22 protein-coding genes are annotated in these 25,876 nt (G+C 61.7%); 16 read left to right on the top strand and 6 right to left on the bottom strand.

Going from position 1 to position 25,876, the window contains the following annotated elements; all coding sequences use genetic code 11:
- Positions 1-46: 46 nt before the first annotated feature.
- Positions 47-301, bottom strand: coding sequence for a hypothetical protein (locus BH682_RS31465; protein ID WP_232354264.1), 255 nt, complete (start codon positions 299-301; stop codon positions 47-49).
- A 106-nt stretch (positions 302-407) separates the two neighbouring features.
- Between BH682_RS31465 and istA the strand changes: the two genes are divergently transcribed.
- Complete coding sequence (istA, locus tag BH682_RS31460; protein ID WP_030538069.1) at positions 408-1,949, top strand: IS21-like element IS1415 family transposase; 1,542 nt, start codon at positions 408-410, stop codon at positions 1,947-1,949.
- Entirely contained in the window at positions 1,949-2,740 is a 792-nt protein-coding gene (gene istB / locus BH682_RS31455) for an IS21-like element IS1415 family helper ATPase IstB (RefSeq protein WP_003944771.1), read from the top strand. The genes istA and istB overlap by 1 nt, the downstream gene beginning before the upstream one ends.
- Positions 2,741-3,034: 294 nt before the next feature.
- Here istB and BH682_RS31450 read toward each other — a convergent pair whose 3' ends face one another.
- Entirely contained in the window at positions 3,035-4,867 is a 1,833-nt protein-coding gene (locus tag BH682_RS31450) for a hypothetical protein (protein ID WP_075835906.1), read from the bottom strand.
- Positions 4,868-5,189: 322 nt separating this feature from the next.
- Positions 5,190-5,738 carry a hypothetical protein gene (locus BH682_RS31445; protein ID WP_047269201.1) on the bottom strand — a complete coding sequence of 183 codons (549 nt, stop codon included), beginning with the start codon at positions 5,736-5,738 and terminating at the stop codon, positions 5,190-5,192.
- 268 nt (positions 5,739-6,006) lie between these two features.
- Between BH682_RS31445 and BH682_RS31440 the strand changes: the two genes are divergently transcribed.
- Both BH682_RS31440 and BH682_RS31435 read left to right on the top strand, forming a co-directional pair.
- On the top strand, positions 6,007-6,585 hold the full coding sequence (locus BH682_RS31440) for a hypothetical protein (protein ID WP_156519331.1): 579 nt from the start codon (positions 6,007-6,009) through the stop codon (positions 6,583-6,585).
- Between the two features lie 184 nt (positions 6,586-6,769).
- Complete coding sequence (locus BH682_RS31435) at positions 6,770-8,485, top strand: TraM recognition domain-containing protein (protein ID WP_075835904.1); 1,716 nt, start codon at positions 6,770-6,772, stop codon at positions 8,483-8,485.
- A 145-nt stretch (positions 8,486-8,630) separates the two neighbouring features.
- Here BH682_RS31435 and BH682_RS31430 read toward each other — a convergent pair whose 3' ends face one another.
- A complete protein-coding gene (locus BH682_RS31430; protein ID WP_064113435.1) occupies positions 8,631-8,996 on the bottom strand; it encodes a hypothetical protein in 366 nt (121 codons plus the stop codon).
- A 250-nt stretch (positions 8,997-9,246) separates the two neighbouring features.
- Here BH682_RS31430 and BH682_RS31425 point away from each other — a divergent pair, with 250 nt between their 5' ends.
- The 12 genes from BH682_RS31425 (at position 9,247) to BH682_RS31375 (ending at position 24,630) form a co-directional block, all read left to right on the top strand.
- Positions 9,247-10,899, top strand: coding sequence for a conjugal transfer protein (locus tag BH682_RS31425; RefSeq protein ID WP_197494262.1), 1,653 nt, complete (start codon positions 9,247-9,249; stop codon positions 10,897-10,899).
- A gap of 53 nt (positions 10,900-10,952) precedes the next feature.
- Positions 10,953-11,270, top strand: a complete 318-nt coding sequence (locus BH682_RS31420) for a hypothetical protein (protein WP_064113437.1) — start codon at positions 10,953-10,955, stop codon at positions 11,268-11,270.
- A 42-nt stretch (positions 11,271-11,312) separates the two neighbouring features.
- Positions 11,313-11,876 (top strand): hypothetical protein, encoded by a 564-nt coding sequence (locus BH682_RS31415; protein ID WP_157127678.1) that lies wholly within the window; start codon positions 11,313-11,315, stop codon positions 11,874-11,876.
- The gene (locus BH682_RS31410; protein WP_064113439.1) at positions 11,873-14,914 is read left to right on the top strand and encodes an ATP-binding protein; all 3,042 of its coding nucleotides are present in this window, start codon (positions 11,873-11,875) and stop codon (positions 14,912-14,914) included. Before BH682_RS31415 ends, BH682_RS31410 begins: the two co-directional genes overlap by 4 nt.
- 28 nt (positions 14,915-14,942) lie before the next feature.
- Positions 14,943-17,936, top strand: coding sequence for a hypothetical protein (locus BH682_RS31405; protein WP_064113440.1), 2,994 nt, complete (start codon positions 14,943-14,945; stop codon positions 17,934-17,936).
- Positions 17,937-17,948: 12 nt separating this feature from the next.
- A complete protein-coding gene (locus BH682_RS31400; protein ID WP_064113441.1) occupies positions 17,949-18,512 on the top strand; it encodes a hypothetical protein in 564 nt (187 codons plus the stop codon).
- A 107-nt stretch (positions 18,513-18,619) separates the two neighbouring features.
- A complete protein-coding gene (locus BH682_RS36080) occupies positions 18,620-18,946 on the top strand; it encodes a hypothetical protein (RefSeq protein WP_125053000.1) in 327 nt (108 codons plus the stop codon).
- A complete protein-coding gene (locus tag BH682_RS31395; protein ID WP_047269211.1) occupies positions 18,943-19,581 on the top strand; it encodes a hypothetical protein in 639 nt (212 codons plus the stop codon). The genes BH682_RS36080 and BH682_RS31395 overlap by 4 nt, the downstream gene beginning before the upstream one ends.
- A gap of 378 nt (positions 19,582-19,959) precedes the next feature.
- Positions 19,960-22,320, top strand: a complete 2,361-nt coding sequence (locus BH682_RS31390; protein WP_075835897.1) for a peptidoglycan DD-metalloendopeptidase family protein — start codon at positions 19,960-19,962, stop codon at positions 22,318-22,320.
- Positions 22,317-22,886 carry a hypothetical protein gene (locus BH682_RS31385; protein WP_064113442.1) on the top strand — a complete coding sequence of 190 codons (570 nt, stop codon included), beginning with the start codon at positions 22,317-22,319 and terminating at the stop codon, positions 22,884-22,886. The genes BH682_RS31390 and BH682_RS31385 overlap by 4 nt, the downstream gene beginning before the upstream one ends.
- Positions 22,887-22,975: 89 nt before the next feature.
- Positions 22,976-23,380 carry a hypothetical protein gene (locus tag BH682_RS36520; protein WP_064113443.1) on the top strand — a complete coding sequence of 135 codons (405 nt, stop codon included), beginning with the start codon at positions 22,976-22,978 and terminating at the stop codon, positions 23,378-23,380.
- Positions 23,377-24,630, top strand: a complete 1,254-nt coding sequence (locus BH682_RS31375) for a nuclease-related domain-containing protein (protein ID WP_064113444.1) — start codon at positions 23,377-23,379, stop codon at positions 24,628-24,630. Before BH682_RS36520 ends, BH682_RS31375 begins: the two co-directional genes overlap by 4 nt.
- On the opposite strand, the gene BH682_RS31370 is transcribed toward BH682_RS31375, so the two are convergent.
- The gene (locus BH682_RS31370) at positions 24,609-24,929 is read right to left on the bottom strand and encodes a hypothetical protein (protein ID WP_064113445.1); all 321 of its coding nucleotides are present in this window, start codon (positions 24,927-24,929) and stop codon (positions 24,609-24,611) included. The two genes, BH682_RS31375 and BH682_RS31370, sit on opposite strands and share 22 nt — an antisense overlap.
- Positions 24,930-24,961: 32 nt before the next feature.
- A complete protein-coding gene (locus BH682_RS31365; protein ID WP_075835895.1) occupies positions 24,962-25,876 on the bottom strand; it encodes a hypothetical protein in 915 nt (304 codons plus the stop codon).

Below are 25,876 nucleotides of genomic sequence, written 5' to 3'. Positions count from 1 at the left end.
AGCAATTTCGACCAGTTGATATTGAGGTCGACACCCGTATTTTAGATCAGGCGGGCGTGAAGGCATTGCGCAACTGCGCTGTTACCACGCCTTCGAGACAGGTTGCGAGGTCGATGTCTTCTCGCAGGGTTGCTGATGCGTTGGCTGCTCCGACGGTGCCAGCGCACAGGTTCCATGCGAGTCGGTGCGCGGTGGGGGTGTCGGTGAGTTCTCCGTCGGTGATGGAGTTTTCGACGATGTCACTGATCGCGTCAACCCAGTGCGCGAAGGCTGCTGTCGACGGCCATCGTAAGCTCCCCACTGGCGGCCATTTATGGCGCATTTTGTGGCCATGGTTTCTCCCCGCGTACGGCCAGATAGTTCCCCACCTGCTGTGAGTCAGATTCGGTCCCGGCAACGCTGGGTGGATGAAATCGAGCAGGGAGATCATGGAAATTTTGGAGGCGTACGACCTCACGGGTAGTTATCGGGCGGCGGCGGAGCTGGCTGGGTGTGATCACCACACGGTGGCCCGGTATGTGCAGATGCGCGCTGCGGGGCAGCCGCCGGACCGCCGGCGGCATCGAGCGCGGGCGATCGACGACTTTCTGCCGAAGATCGAGGAGTTGGTGGTCCGCTCGCAGGGCAAGGTCCGCGCGGATGTCATCCACGAACGGATCGTCGCGCTGGGGTTCACCGGCGGTGAGCGGACCACGCGCCGGACGGTCGCGGAGGCGAAGGCCCAGTTTCGGGCTGGTCGGCGGCGAGTGTATCGGCCGTGGGTAACCGAACCTGGGCTGTGGTTACAGTACGACTTCGGTGACGGGCCAACGATTTCCGGCCGGAAGACGACGTTGTTCTGCGCATGGTTGGCGTGGTCGCGATTTCGGGTGGTGATCCCGATCTGGGACAAGACATTGCCGACGGTGGCGGCGTGTTTGGATGCGACATTCCGCCGCTTGGGCGGGGTTCCGGTCTATGTCCTCACCGACAACGAGAAGACCGCGACGATCGATCACGTGGCCGGGATCGCGGTCCGCAATCCGGAGATCGTGGAGGTGGCACGGCATTACGGCACGACGCTGCGGACGTGTTTACCTGCTGATCCGGAGTCGAAGGGAGGAAGTGAGGCGACGGTGCGGATCGCCAAAGCCGACCTGTTGCCGAAGGAGGTGAACCTGCGCGAGCAGTATCACTCTTTCGGTGAGCTCGAGTCGGCTTGCCGGCAGTTCTGCACCGACGTCAACACCCGCGTCCACAGCTCTACTCGGCGGCGGCCGGTCGAGCGGCTGGCCGAAGAGTTGCAGCGGCTGCATCCGCTGCCGAAATCTCCGTTCACCGCGGTGTTCGGCACTACCCGGCGGGTGAACTGGGAGTCGACGATCTCGGTGGAAGGGGTGCGGTATTCGGTGCCGCACACGTTGATCGACACTCGGGTCTGGGCCCGCTTCCATGGTGAGGAGCTGATCGTGACCGCCGTCGACAATGATGGCGGTGCAGTCGAAGTCGCGCGGCACCGCCGCGGCCAACCCGGTTCACCGGTCCTCGACAACGACCACTACCCACCCCGCCCAGACCGCGACGCCGCCGACCGGGTGCCCAAGCCTCGTACCGCCGCCGAGCTCGCCTTCCTACAGTTGGGCCAGGGTGCCAACAGCTGGCTGGTCGAGGCTGCCGCCGCGGGAGCGCGCCGCATCAGGGCGAAGATGGCCGAGGCCGTGGACCTTTCGAAGCTGCACTCCCCGGACGCAGTCGACAGAGCGTTGGGGACGGCGGCGATGACCGGCCGGTTCGCCGATCGGGACCTGATCTCGATCCTCGACTACCAAGTCACCCACGAACACGCTGATCCGGTCCGTCGCAGCGAGAACCACACTCTGCAACCGGGCACCGCCGCCTGGTCCACCTTCGGCCAGACACCAGCGCCGGCCAGCCCAGCCACTACTGACGATGAAAGCGATGACGCCTGATGAGCACCCCTTTGCGCACTGTTACCAGCGCTAACGGCGACCCGTTGGCCGAGGCGATCGACCTGACTAAACGCCTGAAACTGCCCCATATCCGCAGGTCCTTGAGCGATATCATCCCGACCGCGAAAGCCCAACGCTGGGACCCCGCCGAAGTCGTGCGGGTTCTCCTCGCTGAGGAAGCCGCCGGCCGGGACCGGGCGAACCTGCACACTCGCCGCAAACGCGCGGGTTTCCCTACCGGCAAGACCTTCGGCGACTGGGACGAAACGAAATCGTCGATTCCCCGCGCCACCCAGGACGCGCTCCGCACCCTGGAGTGGGTCGGGCGGCGTGAATGTTTCTGCGTCTGTGGGCCTTCGGGAACTGGCAAGTCTCACTTCACCGAGGCACTCGGGCAGGCCGCAGTCGAAGCTGGGCTGGCGGTGTCTTGGTTCACCATCGAAGACCTCGGTGCCCTGGTCCGCCGGCACCGTGCCGACGACTCCATCGCCCGAGCCCTGACGAGGATCATCCGCTCCGACCTGATCATCGTCGACGACATCGGTCTGCTCCCGGTCTCTGAAGACGCCGCCGAAGGATTCTATCGCCTCGTCGACGCTGCCTACGAACGCCGAGCGATTGCCGTCTCGAGCAACCTGCACCCCTCCGGCTTCGACGAGATCATGCCCAAAACATTGGCCACCGCCACCGTTGACCGGCTCCTGCACCATGCGCACGTCGTCGTCACCGACGGCGACTCCTTCCGCCTCACCGAAGCCACCACCGGCAAGGGGGTGAAGCCCTTCAGCTAACCCAAATCAGAAAGCGGGTGGGGAAAAACAACTGGCCGCCACCGGGGAGAACCCGTGGCCACCAGCGGGGAGAACTACTGGCCGCCTACGGGGAGAACTTCGTGGCCATTGACACCGGCGCAAGGCTAGTTCGTGTTGCAGCCGCTCTTCCGACAGTTTTCCTGGGCCGTAAATCTTCGATCCGTTCGCGGTTGTGATCGTTGATGCCATCTTGTCTCTCCTTTCGATTTCTCGGTGTCTGCCCAACAGTATGAACTCACGTTCGGACTTGCGGCACTCATCCGCTGGTGGGTCTTACGGTGTGCTCGTAGTTGTGTGTGTCGAGGCCTTCGCGCATTGTGTTTCTACAGCCGCGACTCGGCGCATTGCGGCTGACCAATCGCAGTGCCCGCCGCTATAGGTCGGGAAGCGCCCGTACAGATCTCGCACCGGAGAGGACGGTTTCGCCGTCGCTGGTGCTGCGCGCCATTCGATCTCACTGCACCACCACGCCCAGACTTTCGACTCGCGGCGGTACCTGGTCTGTCTACGTTCGAGCATCCCTGAGACACCCAGATAGCCTGCGACACCTGCATACACGCGCTCGCGGTTCACCGCCTGCCCGCGATGGATCAGACGATTCGCCGTCAGCGCGGTCAGAACTCCCTCAAACACGTCGATCGAAACGCCCGTCGTATGTCGGAGCCGAGCCCGAGACAATTCCGGGGCAACGCTCAGGGTCCAGTGGACCATCGCGGCTACAGGTCCGAGCTTGTGGTGTTGCCAGACATCACGACCCAAGTGATTGAGGTATGCCCGGGACCGCTCGAGAGCGTGTTCCGGAGCGGGGGGCAGGGGGTGGGTAACCTTGTGTCCGACCTTCTGGACTGCAGGTATGACTAACCGGTACGCGGCGGCCTTCGGGCCTGAATGTGGGCGGGTTCTTACGAGCCAGCCGGCATCTATGAGCTCCCAGACCGTGGCGGCGAGGATAGTTTTGGTAGTGGCGGCCGCGATTGCCCAGCGGCGTACGTCGAGCTCGAAGTCGTCCGTGCTGTCAGCTCGGTACATGAGGTCTGCGATCACTGCGAGTGCTGCCCACCGGCGGAAGCCTTGTGCAGATCCACGGAAGAATGGCGTGTTCTCGGCGGCCGCCAGCGCGGCACGGACGTGTTTGCGTGCATGACTGAGGACGTCGGCCTTGGGAGTAGCTGGTGCGGCTGCTACCGCGTTCAGGGCGCGCTCCCACTGGTGTGCGATGTGAGCGTGGGGGGTCTTCCGTGTTCTGCGGCCGCCATATCCGGCGCCGCCAGGTTCAGTGCGGAGGTGTTCGAGTCCGGGGAGTTGGTCGGTGAGCGCCGCGGCGGTGATGTCGTCGAGGGACCAGTGTGCGTGCGCGGCAGACAACATGATGGACCACGAGATTCGGGACGTGTCGGCGGATGCGGTTGGGGCGGTGTTCGCGAGAGCCCGAATGTGTTCGGGGAGTGGTCGTGTGGTGCCGGGGATCATTCCGCGGGTGCAGTCGATTGTCCGCAGCCGTTTCGTCAGTGTGACGGAATCGCGATGGCGGTCGGTGCGCGTGGAAGCTGGCATGGTGCCGCCCGCCCATGCGGTGAGGTTGTCGACGACGCTGGGGTCAGCGCCGGTGTCGGCCCACGCAAGTGCGGCGGCGGCGTTTCGGCCGGCGGTTCTCAGTGGCTGTGATGGCGCGCCGTAGCGGTGGGGTGATCCAGGTGCGCGCGCACAACCGGATGTGGGGTTGAGGAGGCCGGAGGCGTCGAAGGTGTCTTTGTACTTCTGCGTGAACGCCGCTGCGAGTGAACGAACTTGAGTGGCAGTGACGGTCTCGGAGAGTCGGATCCACAGGTGCCGACTGTGGCGGCCGCCGGAGGCGCAGAGTAGGTGTGGGGTGTCGAGTTGGTGTAGTCGACGACTGACTTGTTCGGCGGCTCTGCGTGCAGCGCCGGGCTGGTTACCTTGCCTGTCGTCGAAGTCGAGGCACAGCAGCCGGAAGCGGCCGCGCGAGTCTGCGAGGTAGAGAGCCCACGGCACCTCCGGTGCCTGGGAAGGCATCCGGGTGGGGGCGTAGGTGTGTTCGCCGGCGGTGTCGACGCGGATGGTGAGGCGCGGCGACCAGCGGCGCACCGTGTCGAAAACGGTGGTAGCGAATGTGCAGTTGTCGGGGTCGGTAGGTGTGACCGACCCGCCCGAATTGGGCAGGGAAGTGGACGCACACCGGGGCGTGCTTGTACCCTGGACATCACGTAGCAAGTGAGTCCCTTCTGGTGGGAGGGACACCATGTCGGATCACCGAGCTCCAACTCGGCCGACCTAACTCGAATACTCGAAACCCCGTTCCTGCAAGAGCGGGGTTTCGTGCATGTCAGGGTGTGTTTTCGCCCCTGAGATGCTTGATTCTGTGGTGCCCTAATATTGAGTTATTGGGGCGCCGTCATCGGCGCAGAGACTAGATAGCCAGCGCCAATACCCCCTGCTCTTCGAGACGGCGGGGAATCGAACTCTCACTCAGCATCTTGCGTGCGAGCTTCGGGTCGAGTGCGAGTTCGTACATGTCGGCGAGCGCACCGGTGAAGGCATCGCCCTCGCAGTTGCGTACGCCGATGGTCAGGAGCGTCGAGAACACGAGCATCATCGGGATCTTCCCGTGAGGGGAGAGCGCGGAGCGGATTTCTCGGGCGCGGGTTTCGACGGGGGTCGGAGCGCGGCCTGTGATGCTGGTGATGGCGTCATGGGCGCTCGGGTCGAACTGCACCTGGCCGTCGACAGTGGTGCGTGTCAGCGGTAGCAGTTCCCTGAAGACTTCGTCGAACTGGTCGATGTGTCGGGTGCCGATGAGCAGCATGGTGCCCACGACGTCACCGAACGGGGTCTTGGTGTTGTCGGCGATGGATCGGATCGACGAATCGACATCCGCGCGGACGCGGGTGGCAATAAACTGCCGGTCGCCCTTGGACGGTCGTCCGCGGCTACCGGCCGCGCTGCAATTTGCAGGCATGGCACGCCTCTCAGATGGTGGTTTCATCTCCGATGTCGGTGACTTTACATCACTGCCGACACCTTTCGGATAAGGCTATGGGTTGATTTCCGCTGCGGGCTGCAGCGACACACCATTATCTGAAAATGGTTCGTGAGAGTGCGGCACGAATTGCCCGGCCCCTCAACACAGGCGGACCAGCAGCGATGCGAATCCGCCAGGCACCGGAACCCCTCGTGGAATGATCGCGAAATCGGAGACACACCGCATTCGGGAGGTTCGCAAATTCATGGGTAAAACGATTGGCGCGGACAGCGATCGGGAATCGGGGTCGAGTTCGAACGCACAGGCACGGTTGATTGCAGCGGTGCTGGCCCTCGCAGCTCTCGCCGCGGTTCCCGGCGTTGTCGTGGCAATCGTGTTCGCAGTCTTGGCATTCGAGATCCGGCGTGTCCGAGTCAAGATGTGGACGATATGGGCGGCGGTGACCGCCATCATCGGCATCGCCGCCGCTGGCTTCTCCCTGACTACCTGGTTGTACTGGTCGACGTCCTTCACCACCCGGATCTGGCTCCATACGCCGGCCGCAAATCTACCGCCAGACAGTTCAGGCCTACTCGGTTGGTCGCGGGCAAATGCTGACATGAGCATCCTGCACGTCATCTGGACCCAGTTGTGGTTCGGCGTGCCAGTAGGTTTCGCGCTCGCCGCCGTCTTGATCGTGCTGTTCCGTAGCCGCCCACGCGCACTAAGAGGCCGAATCGAAGGCGCGGAGCACTCCAACATGCGGCCCGTGGGGATCCTCGATCGTCGGCGCCGTGACATCGAACGAAACAAAGTTGCCTCCGGGCACTACCTGAGGGGCTGATATGTGGAAATCTCGCTTAGGGCCGGTTGTCGCAGTTGGCCTCGGACGGTACGGGCAGCCAGTACTTCGCCCCCTCAATAGTTTTAAGAACGCCACGCTCATCGTCGGCGGATCCCGCACGGGTAAGACCCGACTGGCGTCGTCGATCAGCGACCAGCAAGTTCGGACTTTTGGCGGTGGTTCGGTGACGATCGACTACAAAGGCGACGACGCGGTCGTAAAGGAGAAGGCCCGGCTCGCACAGCAAGAGGGCCGATCGTTCCTCCATTTCTCCCTGCTTCCGCCCAATGGCAGCGGCGAGTACCCGCAACTGCATCCCTATGCGCCGCCAGTCCCCGCACGCTATGACGGATTGGCGCGGGGCAATGGGAAGTCCAAAGCCGAGATGTTTCTCAAATCCGTACCGCGAGACGGTGACGCCGCCGCCTACCTAAGGTCAGCGCAGGAGGTCAGCGAATTAGCCTGGAACATAGCAGCATTGACTGGTTTCGACAGGACTGTTGGCCAAGACGGCAAGACCCGCATCTCTTCGCTGGAAGTGCTGACGAAGATGCTGTCGACGGCGACCGACGGGGAGTTGGAGCGGCAAGCACAAGCACTCAGCATCGGCACAGTGCTCAAGTACTACCCGCACCTGTCCGTACGTGATGCGGAGGTTCGGATCGACTCGCTTCGCGGACGGGTGCAGGCGGTCAGCGCGGAGTTGAAGAAATCAGGCAGCATTGTCGCGAAAGCCGTCTCTTCCACTCGCGAACTGGCCTCCACTTACGTCAATTCCTCGGCGTTCTATCCCGGAACCTTCGGCACCGGTCGAGCGCCTGCCGGTCAAATCGACCTGATTCGTGCGATTCTGCGCGGTGAAATCGTAGTTTTCAGTTTGCCCGCGCAGATCTATCCGGATTTCGCCGCCATGATGGGAACGATGATCCTGCTGGATCTGCAGAATGCGGTGGCGACCCTACGAGGTCGGCAGGCTGCGGTAGCCGCATTCCTCGGTGTACCTCTTGGCGGTGCCGACAGCACCCCGTGGCCACCGTTCGTCGTACAGATCGAAGAACTCGGCTCAGCAGCGAATCAAGCATCAGCGGAGGCCCTGATCAACCTGATCAACAAGAGCGCCGACGTCGGCATTCGTGTTGTCGTATCCACCCAGTCCCTGTCGGACATCCGCACGATCGATGATGGGAAGGGAGTGTGGTTGCAACGACTGTTGGGGCTGATCGCCAACCTGTTTGTACTGCAGATCGGAAGTCGCGACGACGACGAGGAGGTATCCGACTTCTCAGGGTCCGTCACCAAGCAGTACGCAACGAACGAGACATCAGTGTCGAACAATCGCTTTCGTTTGTTCACTGGGGCATCGGAATCGAAGAAGGTGCGTGGCGCCGAGCAACAGGAGAATCGCATCCCGGTCGGCACCGCACAAGCCTTGGACCGAGACCAGCGGGAAATGCTGTTCGTGACCAAAGATCCGAAACTGCAGTCCGTGCACACCACTGCGCCGGAAGGCCCGAACAACTGGTACGAGGTGCTGGAGATGGTGACAGTCCTGGAAGCAGCCCATGGCTACAACCCATTCGACGCTGATCCCGAAGTGATCCAACAGATGCGTGACGCTGCCCGCGAACTTGGCGCAGGGCTCAACGCCGAACTGGCAAAGCCGGATTCGCTTCTCTATCAGATCGTCGACAATTCCGATGCGAAGGTGGATGTAACACCGAAGGCCGGACCGACATCGTTCACGGCGGACGTTTCCGCTGTTAGTGAGCCGCCACCGGAAGATCTCTACGCCGACCCTTACGATGCCGGCGCCACCGTTGACGTCTACGAAGATGTGCCACCCGCGCCCGACCCCGCTGGATGGGATGCCCTGATCGCATCTGACCCGCGAGATCGCTGACCTCGCGTTCTTTGCCGAGTAGGGCCCGGGCCTTCGACGCTGGGCCCTACTGATCTCATACCATTCACGATCCCTCCGCCGGAAAGTCTTGCGCACCAGCAGTTGCGAGGATCGCCGTCTTCCATGAGGCGTTGCCCGCTCAGCCTCACGTCTTCCGAAGCAATCCGGTCACTCCAGCGACAAGGATCGCGGTGAATATCCAGGAGGAAATCCGTAGGACCGGAAACCGCCAGGTCACGAGGACTGACGCCTGTGAGCTCGTTGTCCAATCAGGTCGCAAGTTCGAGTTCGATGCCGGAATGACGTTTGTCAGTGCAAAACTCACAGGATTGAAGCACGGGTAGTCCGGGTAGTTGGCGCAGTCCTCGTTTGCCGTGATCGCATGCGGAAGTTCACTCCCTGGGTTGATCGCGTCGTATGCGCTTGCTGCAGCCCGCGCGGCCGCCGGGTTCGTCGGAACGAAATCCGCGCGGTTGAAGGATACGAGCGTGATGCCGAGAACGAGCGCCAAGAGAAGCCACGCCGCATCACCTCAAGCGAGGCAGCCTGCCTCGTGCAGGCAAGAACCGCAGGTCAAGGAATTCGGAATCGCGTGTTACCCGCAGCCGCCCCCTCTGCATGAGGGATGGCAGTTACAAAATCCGGCGATGACCGGAACACCGTCCTCTATCGTTTCCAGCATCGGAGTTGCATCACAGACAGAGGGCCTAAATTCATGCCTTTACCTGCAGTGATGCCTCATCATGACGGAAGGGGCGAGTGTGTCGCAAGACGCCGAACTGGATGGCCGGCTCGCGGTTGTTCTGCCAGACGGGTTCAATCCCGCACGCGACGACAAGCGGATCCCGGTGCGTCGTATCTACGGCATGTACAACCCCGCACGAGATTCCATTCGGGCCAGTGTCGACCAGCTGCTCGGGAGAAGCCCTGAACCAGTTTCGCAGGATGAGATGCACCGGCCGAGTATGGAGAAGGACCACGCCAGCGTTGTGGCACCCGTGCTCGAATCTGCAATCGCACCAAACCCGAACTGGGACTACGACGGTGACGAGCGTGTCTACAAGTGGATGCTCAATCACCGCGACGGAGTGTTCGTAGCGTCCGACGAGGCAGGAAACGAGCTGCAGGACTCGGCCGGCAAACGAATCTTCGTCGACGACCTTGGCCGTCGGGTCACTGACCCGGATGCCGACACCGCTGTGGACAGCGCTGCCACCGGAGAGAACACCGACAAGGCCCCCACGAAGAAGCGCTGGTTCGGTAGGGGCTCCTCGCTGCTACCTCGAAGCAAAGCGAAAACAGACGAAATACCTGATCTGTACGACCAACACGGAGTTCAGCTCGTCGACTTCGACATCGCCAAAGTCGGCAAGTCCGGTGTCCTCGGAAGTCGATACCGCGGCCGGAAAGCGCTGGCGCTCAGCAGCTCAGCCCTCGCGTTCGTTGCGGTTGTCGGTTTGATCATCGGTGTCACCGTCGGGCGTTCGGCGGTGCCGGCCGAAGGCGCAATCTCGCCCTCCGATGCTGCCGCATATCGACTCACCACCTTCCCCACCAACGCGGCGACAGCATTTGCACAGCAATACCTCACAGTGTGCTTGACCCACGGCGACGTCGAAGCTGTGAAAAAGCGAGAACAACTCCTAAAAGCGATGTCAACGCCGGGAACCGCACCCGGATGTGGCTGGACATCAGGTGGCCTGCAGCAAGAACCCACCATGATCGCGTGGGACGGGACCGTAACTCCTATCACGGAATTCGCCACCGGTGAGGCCGCCTACCTGGGATTCATCGTTTCAATGGCGGATGGCCAATACCAAACCATGTCCGTTCCAGTCTGGGTGAAATCCGGCAAGACCGGCAACGACTTACGGATAGTCGGCGACGTCGGGGTGTCCGCCCCGATGCGCCTGGAAAACCCACCACCGGCGAAGGCGAAGCTGACCGAGGATATGCAACTCGCAGGCCAGGTGAAGGACTCTTTGTTGGCTCCGTTCTTCTCCGCATGGGGCGCCTCGAACGCCGGCCAGCTCAATCTCGTCCTCGCAGATACGGCCGGGCCGCGAGCACGAACCGGTCTGGGTGGTGTCGTGACGAAGCCGCAGATCGAGAAGGTGACGGTGAGATCACCGCGCGCCACCAACACCGCGTCGAATCAAGCGATCGTCTACCAAGACGGGGACATCGCAGTCGCCGAGGTTCGAGTCACATGGAATGTTCCGGCATCTGAGTCGATGCAGGCCAGTGGATACCGCGTCGACGTCGTCCGAAACTCGGGCAAGTGGCTAGTCACCGACATTCGCGCGGGTCTTGTCGACCGTGAGGGCGCAGCGAGTAGTGGATCCGGCCTGGGATCGGCGACCGATCTCGTGCCCGGCGCTGCCTCGACCCGAGGATCCAACGACGGCGAATAGGCCGGTCGTACAAACACTTCCGGTAGACGCCGGCAGAGGAGAAAGGAAGTTCCATGAGAACACACAGCACCGTCCTGGTCGTGGCTGAGGGAGCCAGCGGAATCACCGATTCCATCGGAAATCTATCGACCATGTTGAAGGTCATCGGTGGCGCCCTGCTCGTGCTGATGATGATCGTCATCGCAATCATGATCGCCGTGGCATCCGCGAAAGAAGGCGGGTGGCGATCGAGCATTCAGAAGCTGCTTGGCGTGCTCGCCGCAGGCCTGGTCCTAGGCGGTGGACCCCTGTTCATCGGATACATGGTCGAGGCCGGTGAGTCGGTGCCCGGAAACGGTGGCGGCGGAGCAGGCAACAGCCAAGTCGAGTGACATAGAAATCAAACCGGACGACAACGGCAGCGGAGGACGAATATGCCCGAAGGGCGGGAGGCGCTTGACCGCACACATGTGATGAATCACCGAAACCGCATGTGGCAGTTAGGTAAAGATATTTCCCTTGCGTCGATCGGCGGTGTCGACGGGCAGCTTGCAGCGGTGTCGGTGTCGGCGGCAGCGGTGGCAGGCGTCATTTTGCTGCCGATCGGATTCGCTATCGGAAAGACATTTCTCACTGTTGTTGTCGGAGCGTTGGTCGTCTTCGCCGCGACTTATGTATTGTCCCAATGGAAGTGGGGGAGTAGCCACGAATCGCCTTTCCAGTTCGTTCGGCTGTCTTGGGCGAGGATCTTCAAGAATCCCGACCTGATTTCAGGCGGCACATCGAATAAGAACCCCGGAAAGTTGGAGTGGACCGCGGTCATCTGGCGTCCTGAATGGGCGCGGGTCAATCTCGACACACCCCTGCAACGGCCGGTCTATGACCCGAAACCCGTTGGTACCGGCGATTTCTTCCCGAAGCGGAAAGCGCGAGTCACCTTCGATCAATTACTCGAAACATCAAGTTCAACAAACTACGGTCAGGAGACGCGACCATGAAGATCCTCATCATCATGGCGTTGGTCGGAGTCTGCCTCGCAGGCCTCAGCTATTGGGTCGCGAATCGATGGCTCACCAACAAGGGCGGCAAAAAGTCGAAGGCCCCCAAACGGGGTACCGATCGCCAGCGTCTCGGTGTGCGTTACGCAGAGGACGGCTTGTTCCTGATCGGTGACGGCATGTGGACAGGGGTGATTCTCCCTGGAAACAGTGACGACTTCACCTCAGGCACTCAGCAGGAATTCGCATTCGACCGATCCACCGATTTCTACAAGCAACTCCTCATGTGGGTCGAAGCTGAACAAGGCCGCGACGCATCACTGATCTGCCACGAATTGGTCCGCTATCAGCCCGTCGACACCTCCCGTTGGGAAGACGAACTCGATCGAGCGATGTGGGATCCGTCGAAAATGTTTCAGACGTTGACGACCAAAAAAGTGGCCCCCCACATCTCCGAGACCACACCAGAACCACGGCGGGTCCTGATGATTCGGCTGGGAACTTTCTCAGGCCCGAGCATGTCTGATCCGATGACGCTGATCCTTGGGAAGGCAGACCACGTCGCCGAAGAGCACTTCCGGTCAAGTGATCTTGACCCATTTCGTGACGCTGTCGACACGTTGTTGGGACGGCTGTCTGCGTCCGGTGCCGAATTGGTCACGCGAGCTGATCTGGTTTGGCTCACTCGTAAACCCCTCTACGGACATTTTCAACCACCGACTGATCGCGACTATCAGTCCACACGACCTTGGCGTGCAGGATATTTCGATCAGATCGTCGATTTCGACGCGCACAATCTGACGGACTGCGTTGAAATCACAGAGCCCTTCCCTGAAACGGACGAGCCTCGGAAGAGTTACACGACGACCCTAGTCATCGCCGATGGCGACTCCGTCCTGCCGTTCCACTATCACCGCGCATGGGGACGTGCGCTGCGTGCGATGCCATTTCAGGTCGAGGTGAGCTGGCGCTACAAGCTCATGACATCAGAGGCCTGGAAGAAGCTTGCGAAACGTCGTATCGGACTCATCAAAGATGAAGCGACAGACCGCGGTGGCGCAGGCAAAATCGACGACGCCAAATTCTCCGAGGTGCTTGGCGACGCCTTGGACCTCGAACGCGAACTAGACATCGAACCCACACCCGCGATGATCGGGCAATTACGACTGACCATCTCGTGCCCCTCCCGAAAGGAACTCACCAAAGCCGTCCAGGACGTGCAAGCAGCATTCACCGACTTCACCCTGCACGTCCCGCTCAACATCCAGCATGCGCTTCTGCGCGAGCAGATCCCGGGTGACCCTGATCCGACCTACGTCGGCAAGGTCAACCTTTGCGACGACACGCTCGGATACGACCTCGGTACCCGGTGGACGAACCTCGAAGCGCTTGCACTGGCCAGGCTCGACTCGTCACCAAGCGTCGGGGACGCAGTGGAAGTGAGCCGCAACGGTCAGGTACTTGGGTGGCGCGGCGTCGCCATCGGGTACTGCATGGAGAACGGCGCAGTCGTGCACTTCGATCCCCACGTGCAGGTCGCACGTAACAACGGAGCGGGAATCGGCATCATCGGCGCATCCGGTGGCGGCAAATCTGCCCTCGCGCTGATGTTGTTCTTCTGGATGTCAGAGTCAGGCACTCAGGTGGTGGCCGCCGACCCGAAGAATGACATCGAAAGATTCTGCTACTACATCTCGTTCGGTCCGCAAGTTCTCGACCCCGACTTCGCCAACCACGCCCGCGCCGGCACTCTCGGCACTCCTGAGTCGAAGTTTCAGCCGATCAACCGAGAGTTCTGGGACGAAACTGACATTGTCGACCTCTTCGGCGGCCCGCGAGGAATGCTGTGCGCGTGGGCCTTGACCGACACCTACGAGGACGGTGAAGCGCTGGCCCGTGCGCAGCTCGAGTTGCTGATTCCTGACCGTTCGGATCGGGATCGCTTGGAGCAGGGCTTCTATGCGATGAAGGAGCACTACCGCAGTGCTGAGAGCAGCGGAGAGAGCTACATTCCGACCTTGACGGAACTGTCGGCGTCGCTATACGAAGAAATTGAGACCCTTTCCGAGGCCGCTGGCGAAGGCAATACGGACTGGTCGTCACGGCTGCCGGCGAAACACGAGTTGTCACGCCTCCAAGGGTTGAAGTCGCGGCTGGAAGGTGCCTCCGTAAATCCCTACTCGCGTCTGCTGTTCGGCCAGGCAGACAGGTCTGTTGGCTTCCGAAGCATCAAGAAACGTCGCACTGTCATCACACTTTTCCGGTTCACACCGCCCGACCCGAAAAAGCCTGCTGCGGAGTGGAGCGATACTGAACGTGAGGCTGCAGCAGCCATTTTCACAGCCTTGCACCGGATCAACAATTTCTTCGGTGACGTAACGGAATCGGTCAGTCCGCATTCCAAGCGGCGGGGGCGTCGACCTCGGGCTCTGTTTATCGACGAGGCATACATCGTGACGTCGATTCAGGCTGGACGCGAACTGATCTCGAGGGCTCTGCGCCAGGGCCGGTCACTGAACTTTGTCGTCGTGTTCATCTCCCAGCAGGCCAAAGACATTCAGATGATCGAGCAGGCGATGACCGACGCCGCAGAGACTGATCAAAATCAGTTTTCAACAGTGTTCGTGTTCATGCAGAAGGGCACCGCGGAGGCCAAGTCGGCGTTGGCGCTGTTGCGAGAGCGTTCGGATTCAAACGAGGGGGAGTGGGACGCCCTGGCTAAAAGGTTGCTGCCCTTCACCAAGGGCGGCGACCTGGGTAACGGCGTGTGTGTGATGCGTGACGTCGACAATCGGGTGAGCGTCGTTCAGGTCGACCAGATGCTCGTCGAAATCGCGAACGCATCCGAGACGAACGCGACTATCTCAGCCCACGCGCAGTCGACTCCGATCTCGGCGGACGCGATGGACTGGTCCATCAACCCGCTTGCCCGCGACCACGTCCGGAGCGGTGTCAGTACAAAGGCGATCGCCGTCGCCGACGTCGACGACCACCACAGCTATGAGTTCGACGATTTCGCTGAACTCCTGAGCAACTAATCATGATCGACGAGCGACAGGATCACCCATGGTGACGTTGAGTACGGTGGCACAGGCACCGGCAGCGGTCTATCCATTTTTCGCGCGATACGGCCGAATACTGGAAAAATGGGTGGTCGGCGCGTTGGCGACGCTGTTCACCGTGGCTGGACTGCTCTCGATCGCAGGCATACGAGGATTGGTCGCGTTCGCCATCGTCGGCGGCAGCGCTGTAGGAATCTGGTACGGCGCCAGGCGGTTACCCCAGGCGACCGGCGCTTTGTTGTCGACCCTGACATGGATCGGGTTGATCGGGTCGCTGGCTGCGGCAGTGGGCCCGGTGTACGCGATGGTGCATACCGATTTCCTCGTCCTTTACCCGATCAGCTTGCTGGCGGTTCTCGCCGTTACGTATGTGTTGCACTCCCCGGGTGTGCACCGCGGATGGACCGTCGCAGTAGCGCACGGCACCTTGATGGCGACCTTCCCTCTGTCTGTGGTGTGGCCGAGCACGACAGTTTCTGGAATTGGCTTTCTGGTCGGCACATTCGGAGCTCTCGCGATCGTTCTCTGGCGCGACAGGAAGGGCACCCGGGTAAGGCCACAGCGCACAGGGGGCCGCCGGTGGGTCACTCGGATGGCCCGTGCGACGGCGTACGGCTTGATCTCGGTCGTTCTTTTCGGATCCATCGCTGTTGCGAATCCGATTCCAGCTGAAGCCAGCCCGATCAGTTGGGTCTCGGACAAAATCGGTGGCGCCGCATCCGGCGCTATGTCTGACGTGGTGTGCTCGATCACGCGCCCTGACCTCGGCGGGCAAGGCATCGGGACGGGTCCAGAAGGGTTCTTGTCGAACCGCAACCTCGGCAAGGTCGAGAACCGGAATCGGGAGGTTCCAGACTTCGCCAAGGACGCAACGCAATTCACCCGTGCTGCAACGGCCACCGATCATTCGATGGATTCGTACACGCTCTACGAGATCTCTGGGCTTCGAGGCGTCAAGTGGGTCAACTGGCAGTTGAACGCCGAAGGCGAAGAATCGTGCGCGATGATGCCCTGGATCTCCACGATGGTCGGGAATCTGATCATGCAGGGGAACGTGTACATCCTGCAGGCGACTATCGCCTTGAAAGAATATGCGCAGGCGAAGAACCCGATTCAGGGTGTGTACCAGAATGTTTCACCCGTTGTCTCTAATCTATACAACTACTTTTTCATCCCTATGGCGGGCGTGATGATTCTCATCGCCGCCATTTCCATGGCAGTACGGGCAGCGAGTGCAGGCGGGGTGCGCCAGGGGATCCAAGACGCGGGCCTGACAGCAATGGTGGCGATGGTCGCGGGGGTCATGTACGGCGGTGTTGCGGTAGCTTCCTGGGCCAAACCGGACGGCAACGGCTTCTACATGATCGCCTCTCTCGGAGACCACATCGGAGGAACGCTCAGCAGCGCAATCGCCAACACCGTGTTCGGGACATTGGACCAGCAGGCACAGGGTCTGATGTGCCAGGCACCGCAAGCACTTCCGGGCGCGCAAGCAACCGACCCTGGTCACCGATTCACCTCCTGCGTTCTCGCAGAAACATTGGTTTACCAGCCGTGGGCCGTAGGACAATTCGGCAAGGCCGGCGAGGAACCGATCACTCCCCCTGCCGAGCCGAACCGCTTCGGCAATCCCATCGCCCGTGAAGGGGCCATCAGCCGCAGCGGCGACGAAGACGGGTTGCCCTGCTACAACAACTACCGCGGCTGCAACGACATGCGGTCCTATCTGCTGGCCCAGACCGGCGGCCCGTCGATCGACCGGGCCCGGGCCGATTGCCTTGACGGCGATGACAGCTTCGAAGCCCTCAGCAGTTGCGATCCGACCTACGCCGTAGCCGCGAGCCTGAACAAGATATCGGGGTCTGACGGCAACGATCCCGTTGGGAAGTCGAATCTCACCCCAGACGAGGCGGCTGCGGCGTTGTCAGCGTTCTCCGGCAGCGGCACTATGCCGCACGTCGCGAAAGCCATCTCGGCTCTCTTCGGGACCGTGATCGCTTCCATCGGAATCGCAGCGATGTCCTTGATTGCCCTCTGGTGGCACGTGATGTTGCTGGTGGCGTTCATCCTCGGGCCGATGAGACTCGTGTGGGCGGCGTTCCCGGGCAAGTCGAAAATGATGAAGAACTGGATAGACGACATCGTCTACGCACTGCTGATGGCCACCGTCTATTCCGTTCTGTGCACGTTGATGGTGTTCATGCTCGGAATCATGTTCACCTCTAGCGTCGCTACAGGTTTCAAGCTGCTGTGGAGCGTCGCCGTTCTGGTGTGCATGTGGGTTGCGATGAAGAAGATCGAAGCCGCGGCCCGGCCAGAAGGTGCTGCACAAGTCGGTGCTGCCTCGACTGTCCAAGGTGCGGCTCTCGGAGCGTTGAGCACCGCAGCGGTGATGTCCGCGGCCGCTCGCCGACGCGGCGGTTCGGGACGTGGAAAGCAAGCGGAGGGCGAGACAGACGAGACTGCGAGCCCTGCTCGCGCACAGCGTCGCCCCAATCGACCGTCCCCGTCGAGGCCGAATGCTTCCGGCCCCGGTAAAACGTCTCCGTCAGGCTCAGGCCAGTCGGGGAGCGCTACGAAGCCCGGCGGTGGGAAGGCTGCTGCGGCCGCGCAGGCAGCGGAATTCTTGTCACGGCCTGTCGTCCAAGGCGTCAAACGTGGCGCTGGACGCGCTGCGGCCGCCACTGGTGCTGCAGTCCGAAACAACCCGCTCGTCGCGGGTGCCGAGCAGCTGGGCGGACAAGTCGTGGGCGGCGTGCGAACAGCCGGCGGACGCATCGTCGATGCGGGCCGTGGTGTGGCACTGCGAACCTACGGCGGACAAATCCCATCGGCGACCAGAGATCGATGGCTTCAGCAGAGCGACGGAAACCTGGCAGGTGCCGGGTCCAGGGCTCGTGCGAGAGCAGTCCGAAGCGCACAAACCAGACAAGCACATGAGCAGGCCATGGCCGGATACCGGGAAGCAATGCTCGGCGCTCGAAACCGGAACGACTGAGAGTAGGCAGCGATGAACGAATACAACCCTGATGACTCACGGCTACCCGGTAACGGCGCGATACCCGCAGATACCGAACTGCATGCCCGTATGGCTGCACTGCAGACCCGGCGAGAGGGGTTGACCGTAGCCGGAACGAACTTCGGCATCTTCTACGACGAGAGCGATCCGCGTGAGGCTGAACTGCAGGTGACTTTCGACGACGGCACCGCCCTCAGCCGTGTCGTGCTCGCGCTCGATCCTGCTGCCCTCGTGGAGCTCTCGGATCAAGCCCGAGAGGTATTGCAGGCGCAACGCGCCGCTATCGAGGCAGACCTTCCGCCTGGCTTTGTTCTCGCTGTCGCCGGGCAGGACGCACCTGAGCCCTTGGACGCAGAACATCAGACCGAAGAGGACGAGGAGAACGACGACACTCGCAGCAAGTACGCCCGGGCATCCGATCCCATGAACCTGCGTGGACTCGTTCAGAATCTCCCCCCGATAGCCGGCGTGCCCAGCAGTCGGTGGTTACCGATGGTCATAGGCCTGGTCGTGATTGTCGTCGTGCTCGCCGCGCTCCTGGGCGGCGCTTTGTAGATGGATGAAAACCGCTGCCACAGCGGTCCCATCGCGCGGTGGCGGGCATGCAGGGAGGTCACCGGAACCGCGACCGCCAGAATGAGGGCTATCGGAGGTGCGTACGAATGAACGATAGGCCGAAGAGCCCAGAGAAAACACTGACGTGGGGTCAGTACGGTCAGTTGCTTACAGCGACGATCGCGACTTGGCTGTCCGCTGCGCCTGGCGGCATCGTGGTTGCTGCGCAAACATTTTGGAGAAGTCGCCCTACACGCGTAGTCGTGTTGGCGTTGATCGCTGGCATTGCACCCGCGTGGACATTCTCCTCCGATATCGCGCAGCACGCGAGCTACATCGTCGCATTGGCAGCAGCTGGATGGCTGGTCCTGACTCTGACAGCAGGTGGCGTTCGCGGGGCATTCAGCGTCACCCGACGACGGGGACGCCAATGAGTAGCGTCAGACGCGCGGCCGCGATTGCGTGCATGGGCGCGTTCCTTACAGCGTGCGGCGGCCAAGCTGCGGACCACCCGGAGTCGTCCGCATCGACCACCGCAACAATTCCTGGCTTCACCACAAGCGCTGAGCCATCGGCGCCGCACGAGTATGAGCCGCCGTACGCACCACCGACAGCTATCCGTGGGAACTCCGTCGAAGCGGCGGAAGCGACTGCGCAACGTTTCATCGTCGGGTGGACCACGTTCGTTCCCTGGGACTTCGAACCTGCTGATGACTGGTTCGCACGCTGGCAAGAAACAGCATCGCCAGAATTTCTGGGACAGATGCAGACGTCGGTGAACCAGATGTGGTCCTGGACATGGAATGAGAAGCGTAAGGCGTTCGATTCTCGAGTCGAGCGCGTCGACAGCACCTCGATCAGTCCGGATGGAAAGTCTGCGGTCACAAGGGTGACGATCAGCCGCTTGATTCTCGGGATGGATCAGCGCGTTGACCAAAGAGAGGAACAGATCCTCACCTACGACGTGCACATGGACCTGTCGCGTTCAGGAAAACCGAAAGTGACAGGTGCCGTCGAGATCCGGTCCGATTCTCCGCCGGCCGCTGCCACTGTTGGCGAGGGCAGGTAAGTGGCGGACAACGGAGGAATCCGGAAGATCCCGTCCTCCGGCGGAGCACGGAAAATCGGAGGAAAAAAGGCGGCAGGTGCGGCCGGCCGTAGAACAGGTGGAACCGGAGGCAACCCGCGCGGAGTCGGGGGGAACACCACCGGGGACCGTGCAGCACCAGGGGCACAGAAGCGAGCCGCCGGCAGAACACCGCCACCACCTAACGCGGCAACACCGTCACCGTCGAACAGCGCCCGGCGACCAGGATCTGCAGGATCACCACCGATCGGGCCCGCCGGTCAACGAGGAAACACTGCCACACCCGCTGGCCGCGGCGGTAGCACTCCGCGACGTGGCCGTCAGGGAGAACGTGAACAGCCCAATGGACCCGCCGGGTCGATGAAGGCCGCCGCTGGCAAAGCGAAAGACACTGCAGGCAAAGCGGTCAACCGCTCAGTGGAGACCGCCCTCGCAGCATCGACAGGCGGCACTGCCTCGTTCCTGTATCGGATCATCCCGAAACCGACGGACAGCAAAGCGGAACGACAGAAGAAGACGCAGCGACTGGTTCTGTTCGGTGGAGGCGCCGTCGCGCTGATTTCGATGTGGATGATTCTGACCTTCATCGTCTCCATGTCGTTCCTCGGACTGCTGAGCGGTACCACCGCAGCGATGGGTGCCGCTGGCACAGCGCAGAACGGGTCATGCACCGATTTCTCAGTTCCTCGGGTCACCCAAGGCGGGCCCGGGGGAGCGGCCGGTGTCCTCGGGTTGCCACTCGACGAAAAGAACATGGTCGTCTCGAGTCCGTTCGGATATCGCGAAATCGGGGTCGGCACAAACAGTCACGACGGAGCCGATCTGGCAGCACCGGGTATCGAGGGTGCCCCGATCTACTCGGTCGGTGATGGCGAGGTCCGCGAGGCCGGACCTGCGAGCGGGTACGGAAACTGGATCGTGATCCGCCACAACGTCGGTGGTCAGATCGTCGACTCGCTCTATGGGCACATGTACGACGGGCATGTTTTCGTCAAACCAGGCGATCATGTCACCGCAGGGCAGCACATCGGGGACGTCGGCAGCGCAGGGTGGAGCACAGGCGCTCACCTCCACTTGGGTATGTACCCGGGTGGGTGGATGGCCGGACAAGGTGTCGACCCGATGCCGTGGTTGAAGAAGTTCCAGGACGGCGCCAGCGCGCAACCAAACGCCCCACCCCCGTCCGAATCCCAGCCGTCAACCGGGGCCCCCGATTCGAAAGCTTCGGAAGCTGATCTCGCCGCGATGCGGCCGTACCCCTTGGACGGCGGCGCACAACAGGAACAAACACTCAACACCGAACAACAGGCCAACGTAGCCGCGCTGATCTCGTCGGCACGCGAATCAGGATTGGACCCCGCCGGCCGTGCCGCGGTTATCGCCACAGCGCTCAGTGGCCAATCCACGAATCTCATATCGCAACCTCGCGACGGCAACGAACCGGTCGGCGTTTTTGCCGAACGCCCGCTTGGCGATTCGAAAATCGACAATCTGATCAATCCGAAGTACGCGGCCAAGCAGTTCTTCGGGAAGTTGAAGACTTACGGCGAAGCCCATCCGGATTGGGCAACTCAACCGATCGCTGACGTGATCATCGGTGTCATGCCCGAACGGGCAAGTCTGCGTGATCAGTTCGTGTCGTGGGAACAGGCCGCTGTCGACACCGTTGCTGCCCTGTGGACCAGCGCTGACGCACAGTCCGGAGCGACTTCCCGGCTTACCTCGGCCACAACGAACCCAAATTGTGCGTCAGGTGTCGTCAACATGGGGTTGGCACCTGGTCTGGTGCCACCCGAGTACGTCCAGATCATCACCGAAGCCGGATCGATCTGTGCTGATATACCGCCAGCCTTCATCGCGGCGATCATCGAGCAGGAATCCGGATGGAATCCGCTGGTCACCAGCGGTGGGGACGGCGTCAATTCCGGTGGCGCTCAGGGCATGACCCAGTTCATGCCGGACACATGGACGTCAATGGGGAAAGACTCAGGCCTGGATCGGAACGGTAAGAAAGAAGCCCCCAATGCGCCGGACCCATTCAACGCGTACGACTCGATTCTCTCTGCGGGGCACTACCTGTGCTACATCGCGGACCTCTTGAAACCGAAGATCGCCAGCGGTGAGATCCGCGGTGACCTGCTCGACTTGGCAGCCGCTGGATACAACGCGGGTGAGGGCGCAGTTATGCAATACGGGGGAGTGCCCCCCTACGGGCAGACCCAGGCGTATGTACCAAGCGTGCGCGCCAAGTACGAGAAGTACTCGCAAGCTGGTACTGCCCCAACTTCCGAAGTGCAGTTGGTCAACTTCACTGGTGGTTCCCAATTCGGCCGCGGCGTCGTTGAAGCCGCCATGACCCAGATGGGAAAGCCCTATGTGTGGGGTGGTGGCGACCCGAATGGTCCGACAATGGGTATTTCACATCCCGAGAACCCGGGCACGCCAGGGTTCGACTGCTCCGGACTCGTCGAGTTCGCCACCGCACGGGCATCGAACGGCAAAGCGACGGCAACGGGAAACACCTGGGCGCAGCTGTCACAAGGAAAGACAATCGACGTCAAGGACATTCAGCCTGGCGACGCTGTGTTTTCCAACGGAACCGGCCACGTCGCGATCTGGGTCGGTGACGGCAAAGTCATCGAGGCACCCACCTTCGGACAGAGCGTGTCCATCAACAACTTCGACCTGTCGAAAGCAGAAAACATTCGGAGGTACGGATGAGAAACCGACTACGCGTCGCTTCGGCAGCAGCGCTGATTCTGATGTTTCCGATTCTCGGGGGATGCAGCAACGGGAGCACTTCAGATCCAGATGAGACCACAACAACAACCGTGGCTGCCACACCCACAGAGGAGTTGCCCCGGTCGCTGTCGCCTATCGACATCACGATGATCGACGTTCACGATCCTGATGCCGTCGCGGAGGCCGCGATCGCGGCCATGTACACGTATCTGCCTCGGGTGGATCTCAACCAGAATGCCGCCATGCTCCGCGCTGCCCCACTGCTCAACGAGAAGATGGCCGCCGGCGCATACAATTACGACCCACCGACGGGCCCTGGCCGCACCTGGGATCGTTGGGCGGACAGCAATACTCTCGTATCGGCGCAAGCGCAGGTCATACCTCAGCAGAGGCCCCCGGACGACACTTTCGCGTTGCGATATGTGACGGTGCAACAGACCACACGTACTCAATACAGCACGCAGAAACTGGCACCGATCTATCTGGTCGTTTCGCTGGAAAACACTCCCGATGGTTGGAGAGTGGCGCAGACCTTGCAGCGGTGACGGATCGGCGAACAAGCCGTGCCGCACTGGGATTGAGCCTTTCATACCGTGATGGATGTCAGCTCGCCCCGTGATCGGAAGGATCCACCATGAGCACTCGAATCGCGTCCATCCTGCACAACGCTGCGGTCGACCAGGAAGGTCGCCACCTCGGGTTCTTCGGCTACCAGCCGGGGCAGCCGATGGTTGTCGTGTTCAATGCCGAGATCCCCACGGGCATAACGGCTATCCAAGCTCTCGGCTTGTTGTTCGACGAATTCAACGTCGGAGAGACTTCCAAAGCCGCCGTGGCGTACCGGAAGATCCACGGCCTGCGGTCGCTGTCAGTAGGGGACGTCGTCAAGATCGACGGACAATGGTTTTCATGCGACTCCATGGGCTGGTCGATGCTCGAGTCGGAGCCACTGATCGTGGCGACTGCTGCGCCTCACGCTTGGAAGACGATGGAACCGTGGGGAGATACGGAACTCGACGGTTTAGCGTGGTCCGCATGAGTATCAGCAGACGCGCGCTTGACCGCACTGGGTCGACGAAAAGCGATCCTGTCGAGTCCGCTGCACGAAGCCTGCGCGGAATCGAGCGGGAACAACAACGATACCGCCGTAACCGCAGCGCAATTCGCGTCTCGGCGATTGTGTTGGGTCTGTGCGGTGCCGCTGCCGTGATCACAGGTTTCGTCGCCGACGCTGAGGTCGGAGCGTGGATTCTGACCGTCGCGGTCCTCGGCGCCGCCGGGTTGAACTACGCGGTGTCTTTGTACGGAGCCGCCGTCATGGTGGCGTCGATGGTCGCAGCGGCAGGCACCACCGTGGCAGTGGGGGTTCATTTCGGGATCGGTGTCGGACAGCTCGTCGCGGTCGGTGCTATCGCGGTGGCAACGTGGATCGTCGGCACGTCACGTAGGTTGCGGTTTCCTCGCACGCCCTCTGTCGTCGCCGCACAGTGGTGTGTTCCGGTGTGCGTTGCCCTGGCTGGCGGACTCGGACATGCCGCCGCGATCAGTTTGGCTTTGGTTGGTACTGGTGCTGCCGCCGCTCTCAGCATCGACGTGGGGACGGTGATAGCTGCGCGGCGGGCATCGAAGCGATCTGGGATCCCGATGAATCCTGGAAGCAACTTGGCGCGGAATCTGATCGGGTTCGTCGAGCCACCCTCTATGGATGCGCACAACTTGCAGGCCGGGATCAGCGCAGAGCAACAGACGGCCGCCGAACTCGCCCGTCTCGGCCCGGAATGGACCGTCCTACATTCGCGCTCGCTCCCAGGAACCAACGCTGACGTAGATCACGTGGTAATTGGCCCCCCAGGGGTTCTCGTAGTGGATTCGAAGCACCGCAATGGTGTCCTGACCTACAGCGGCGATGTCGGCCACACTCCGGAGCGCCGGCAGATCGACGAACTGTTCGGCGCAGCAACAGGTGAGCACAGCTGGACTCTGAACGGGCGGGACGCGACGTTCATCGCCGAATCGTCGGTGTTCGAAGCTGCGTGCATCGACGATCTACTGGCGATGCCGCCAGATCGATTGGTTACTCCGACTGTGCTCGCCGTTCATGGCGCGACGATGAACTCTGCCAGCGGGCCGATGGACGTCGCCACTGACGGCGGATTCCAAACGCAAGTGCAGATCGTTGCGGGCCCTCATATCGCAAGTTACCTGCGGTCGTTGCCGACGCTGGGTAGGCCGGCAGAGTTCATCGCGGACTTGGCGGTGGTTGTCGACTATCTGCTGCCGCCCAAGTAAGCCGCGGCTGATCCAGCATTCGATGTCGCCCATGTCGCGATTTCGGGTTTGGGGCGGTGCGCAGGTAGCCGTCTGGACAGCAGTTCCAACTGGCGTGCGAGAACGGCGACGCCGACCGCGTAGAACGGCCATGCCACCCACATGCCCCCGTGCTGGTCGCTCCAGCCGAAATAAGTAAGAGCCAGCGGTGCGAGCGCTCCGGCGAGGTACATCAGGGATCGTGCAGCTCCTGAGTTCCAGACGCGGCGGATCAGCCATACGGTCATCGCCAATGCAATGAACCCGAGTACTACCTGCATGGCAGTTCCTTTCCGTTACGCCCCGGGGTGGGCTAGCTGACGCTGCCCTTCGGCAACGTCGAAGTTCCGGCGCGGAAGTAGTCACTGATCGCCATTGTGAGATCTGCGGCGGGGCCGCTACTGCTGTCGGGGTCGCCGCCGCCGGTGATGTCCGTGCTGACAAAGTACGCGTCGAGTGCCGGGGCCTGATTGTTCAACTGACTCGGGGCGATCCGGGCGTACAACAGCCAGTCGTCTCCGACCACTCTCGTCGCGTTGATTTGGTCTTTCGTGCTGCCGGTCGTGGCGTTGACTTTGCGATATCCGGAGTCGGGTGCTTTACCGACGGTCGTCGACGGGTCGAGGAACGTCTTGCCAGTCGCCGCAATGACCTCTTCCGTGATCAGTCCGGCCTGGTCATAGGCGATGCGGGTAGGACTGCAGGGTGCGGCCGGGTTCAGTACATCGCTGTCGTTACAAGGCCTTTGAATGTCAAGGCCGGCCGGCGCTGGCTCGATCGGTGCAAGCCGCCCGAGGTCGTCAACAGTGGTGGACAGCGGGTTCTCAGCCGCAGGAAGTACTGCGACCGATACCGTGGGCACATTCCACGTCGAGCTTCCGGAGAGACTGAACGTGCAGCTGTTCAAGTTCCCGGGGCCAATCCCCTTGCTGGTCTCGACCTTCAGTGAACTGACGTCGTTGCCTGCCTTCTCGTACTGATATCTGATGATCTCGGTAACCGGGTCGGTGATGTCGCTGCTGCAGGCGTCTTTGCTTGCTGTCGTCGCGAGAGCTGCAAAGTCTGCAAGCGGTGCAGGAAGGCTCGGTGTGCCGGCATTCGACTGACTCGCACCTCCGGCCGACGAGGTTCCACTACCACCGGGGGTTTCTTCGGTGCTTCCACCGCAGGCGGACAGGACCACGGCCGTCACACCGAGGAGTGCGACGGTCAGGGAGGTTCTGGACAT

Source organism: Rhodococcus sp. YL-1 (assembly GCF_001942025.1).
GTDB lineage: Bacteria > Actinomycetota > Actinomycetes > Mycobacteriales > Mycobacteriaceae > Rhodococcus_F > Rhodococcus_F qingshengii.
Note: the sequence above shows the minus strand (reverse complement) of the source record. Positions and strands in the feature narration are given on the sequence as shown.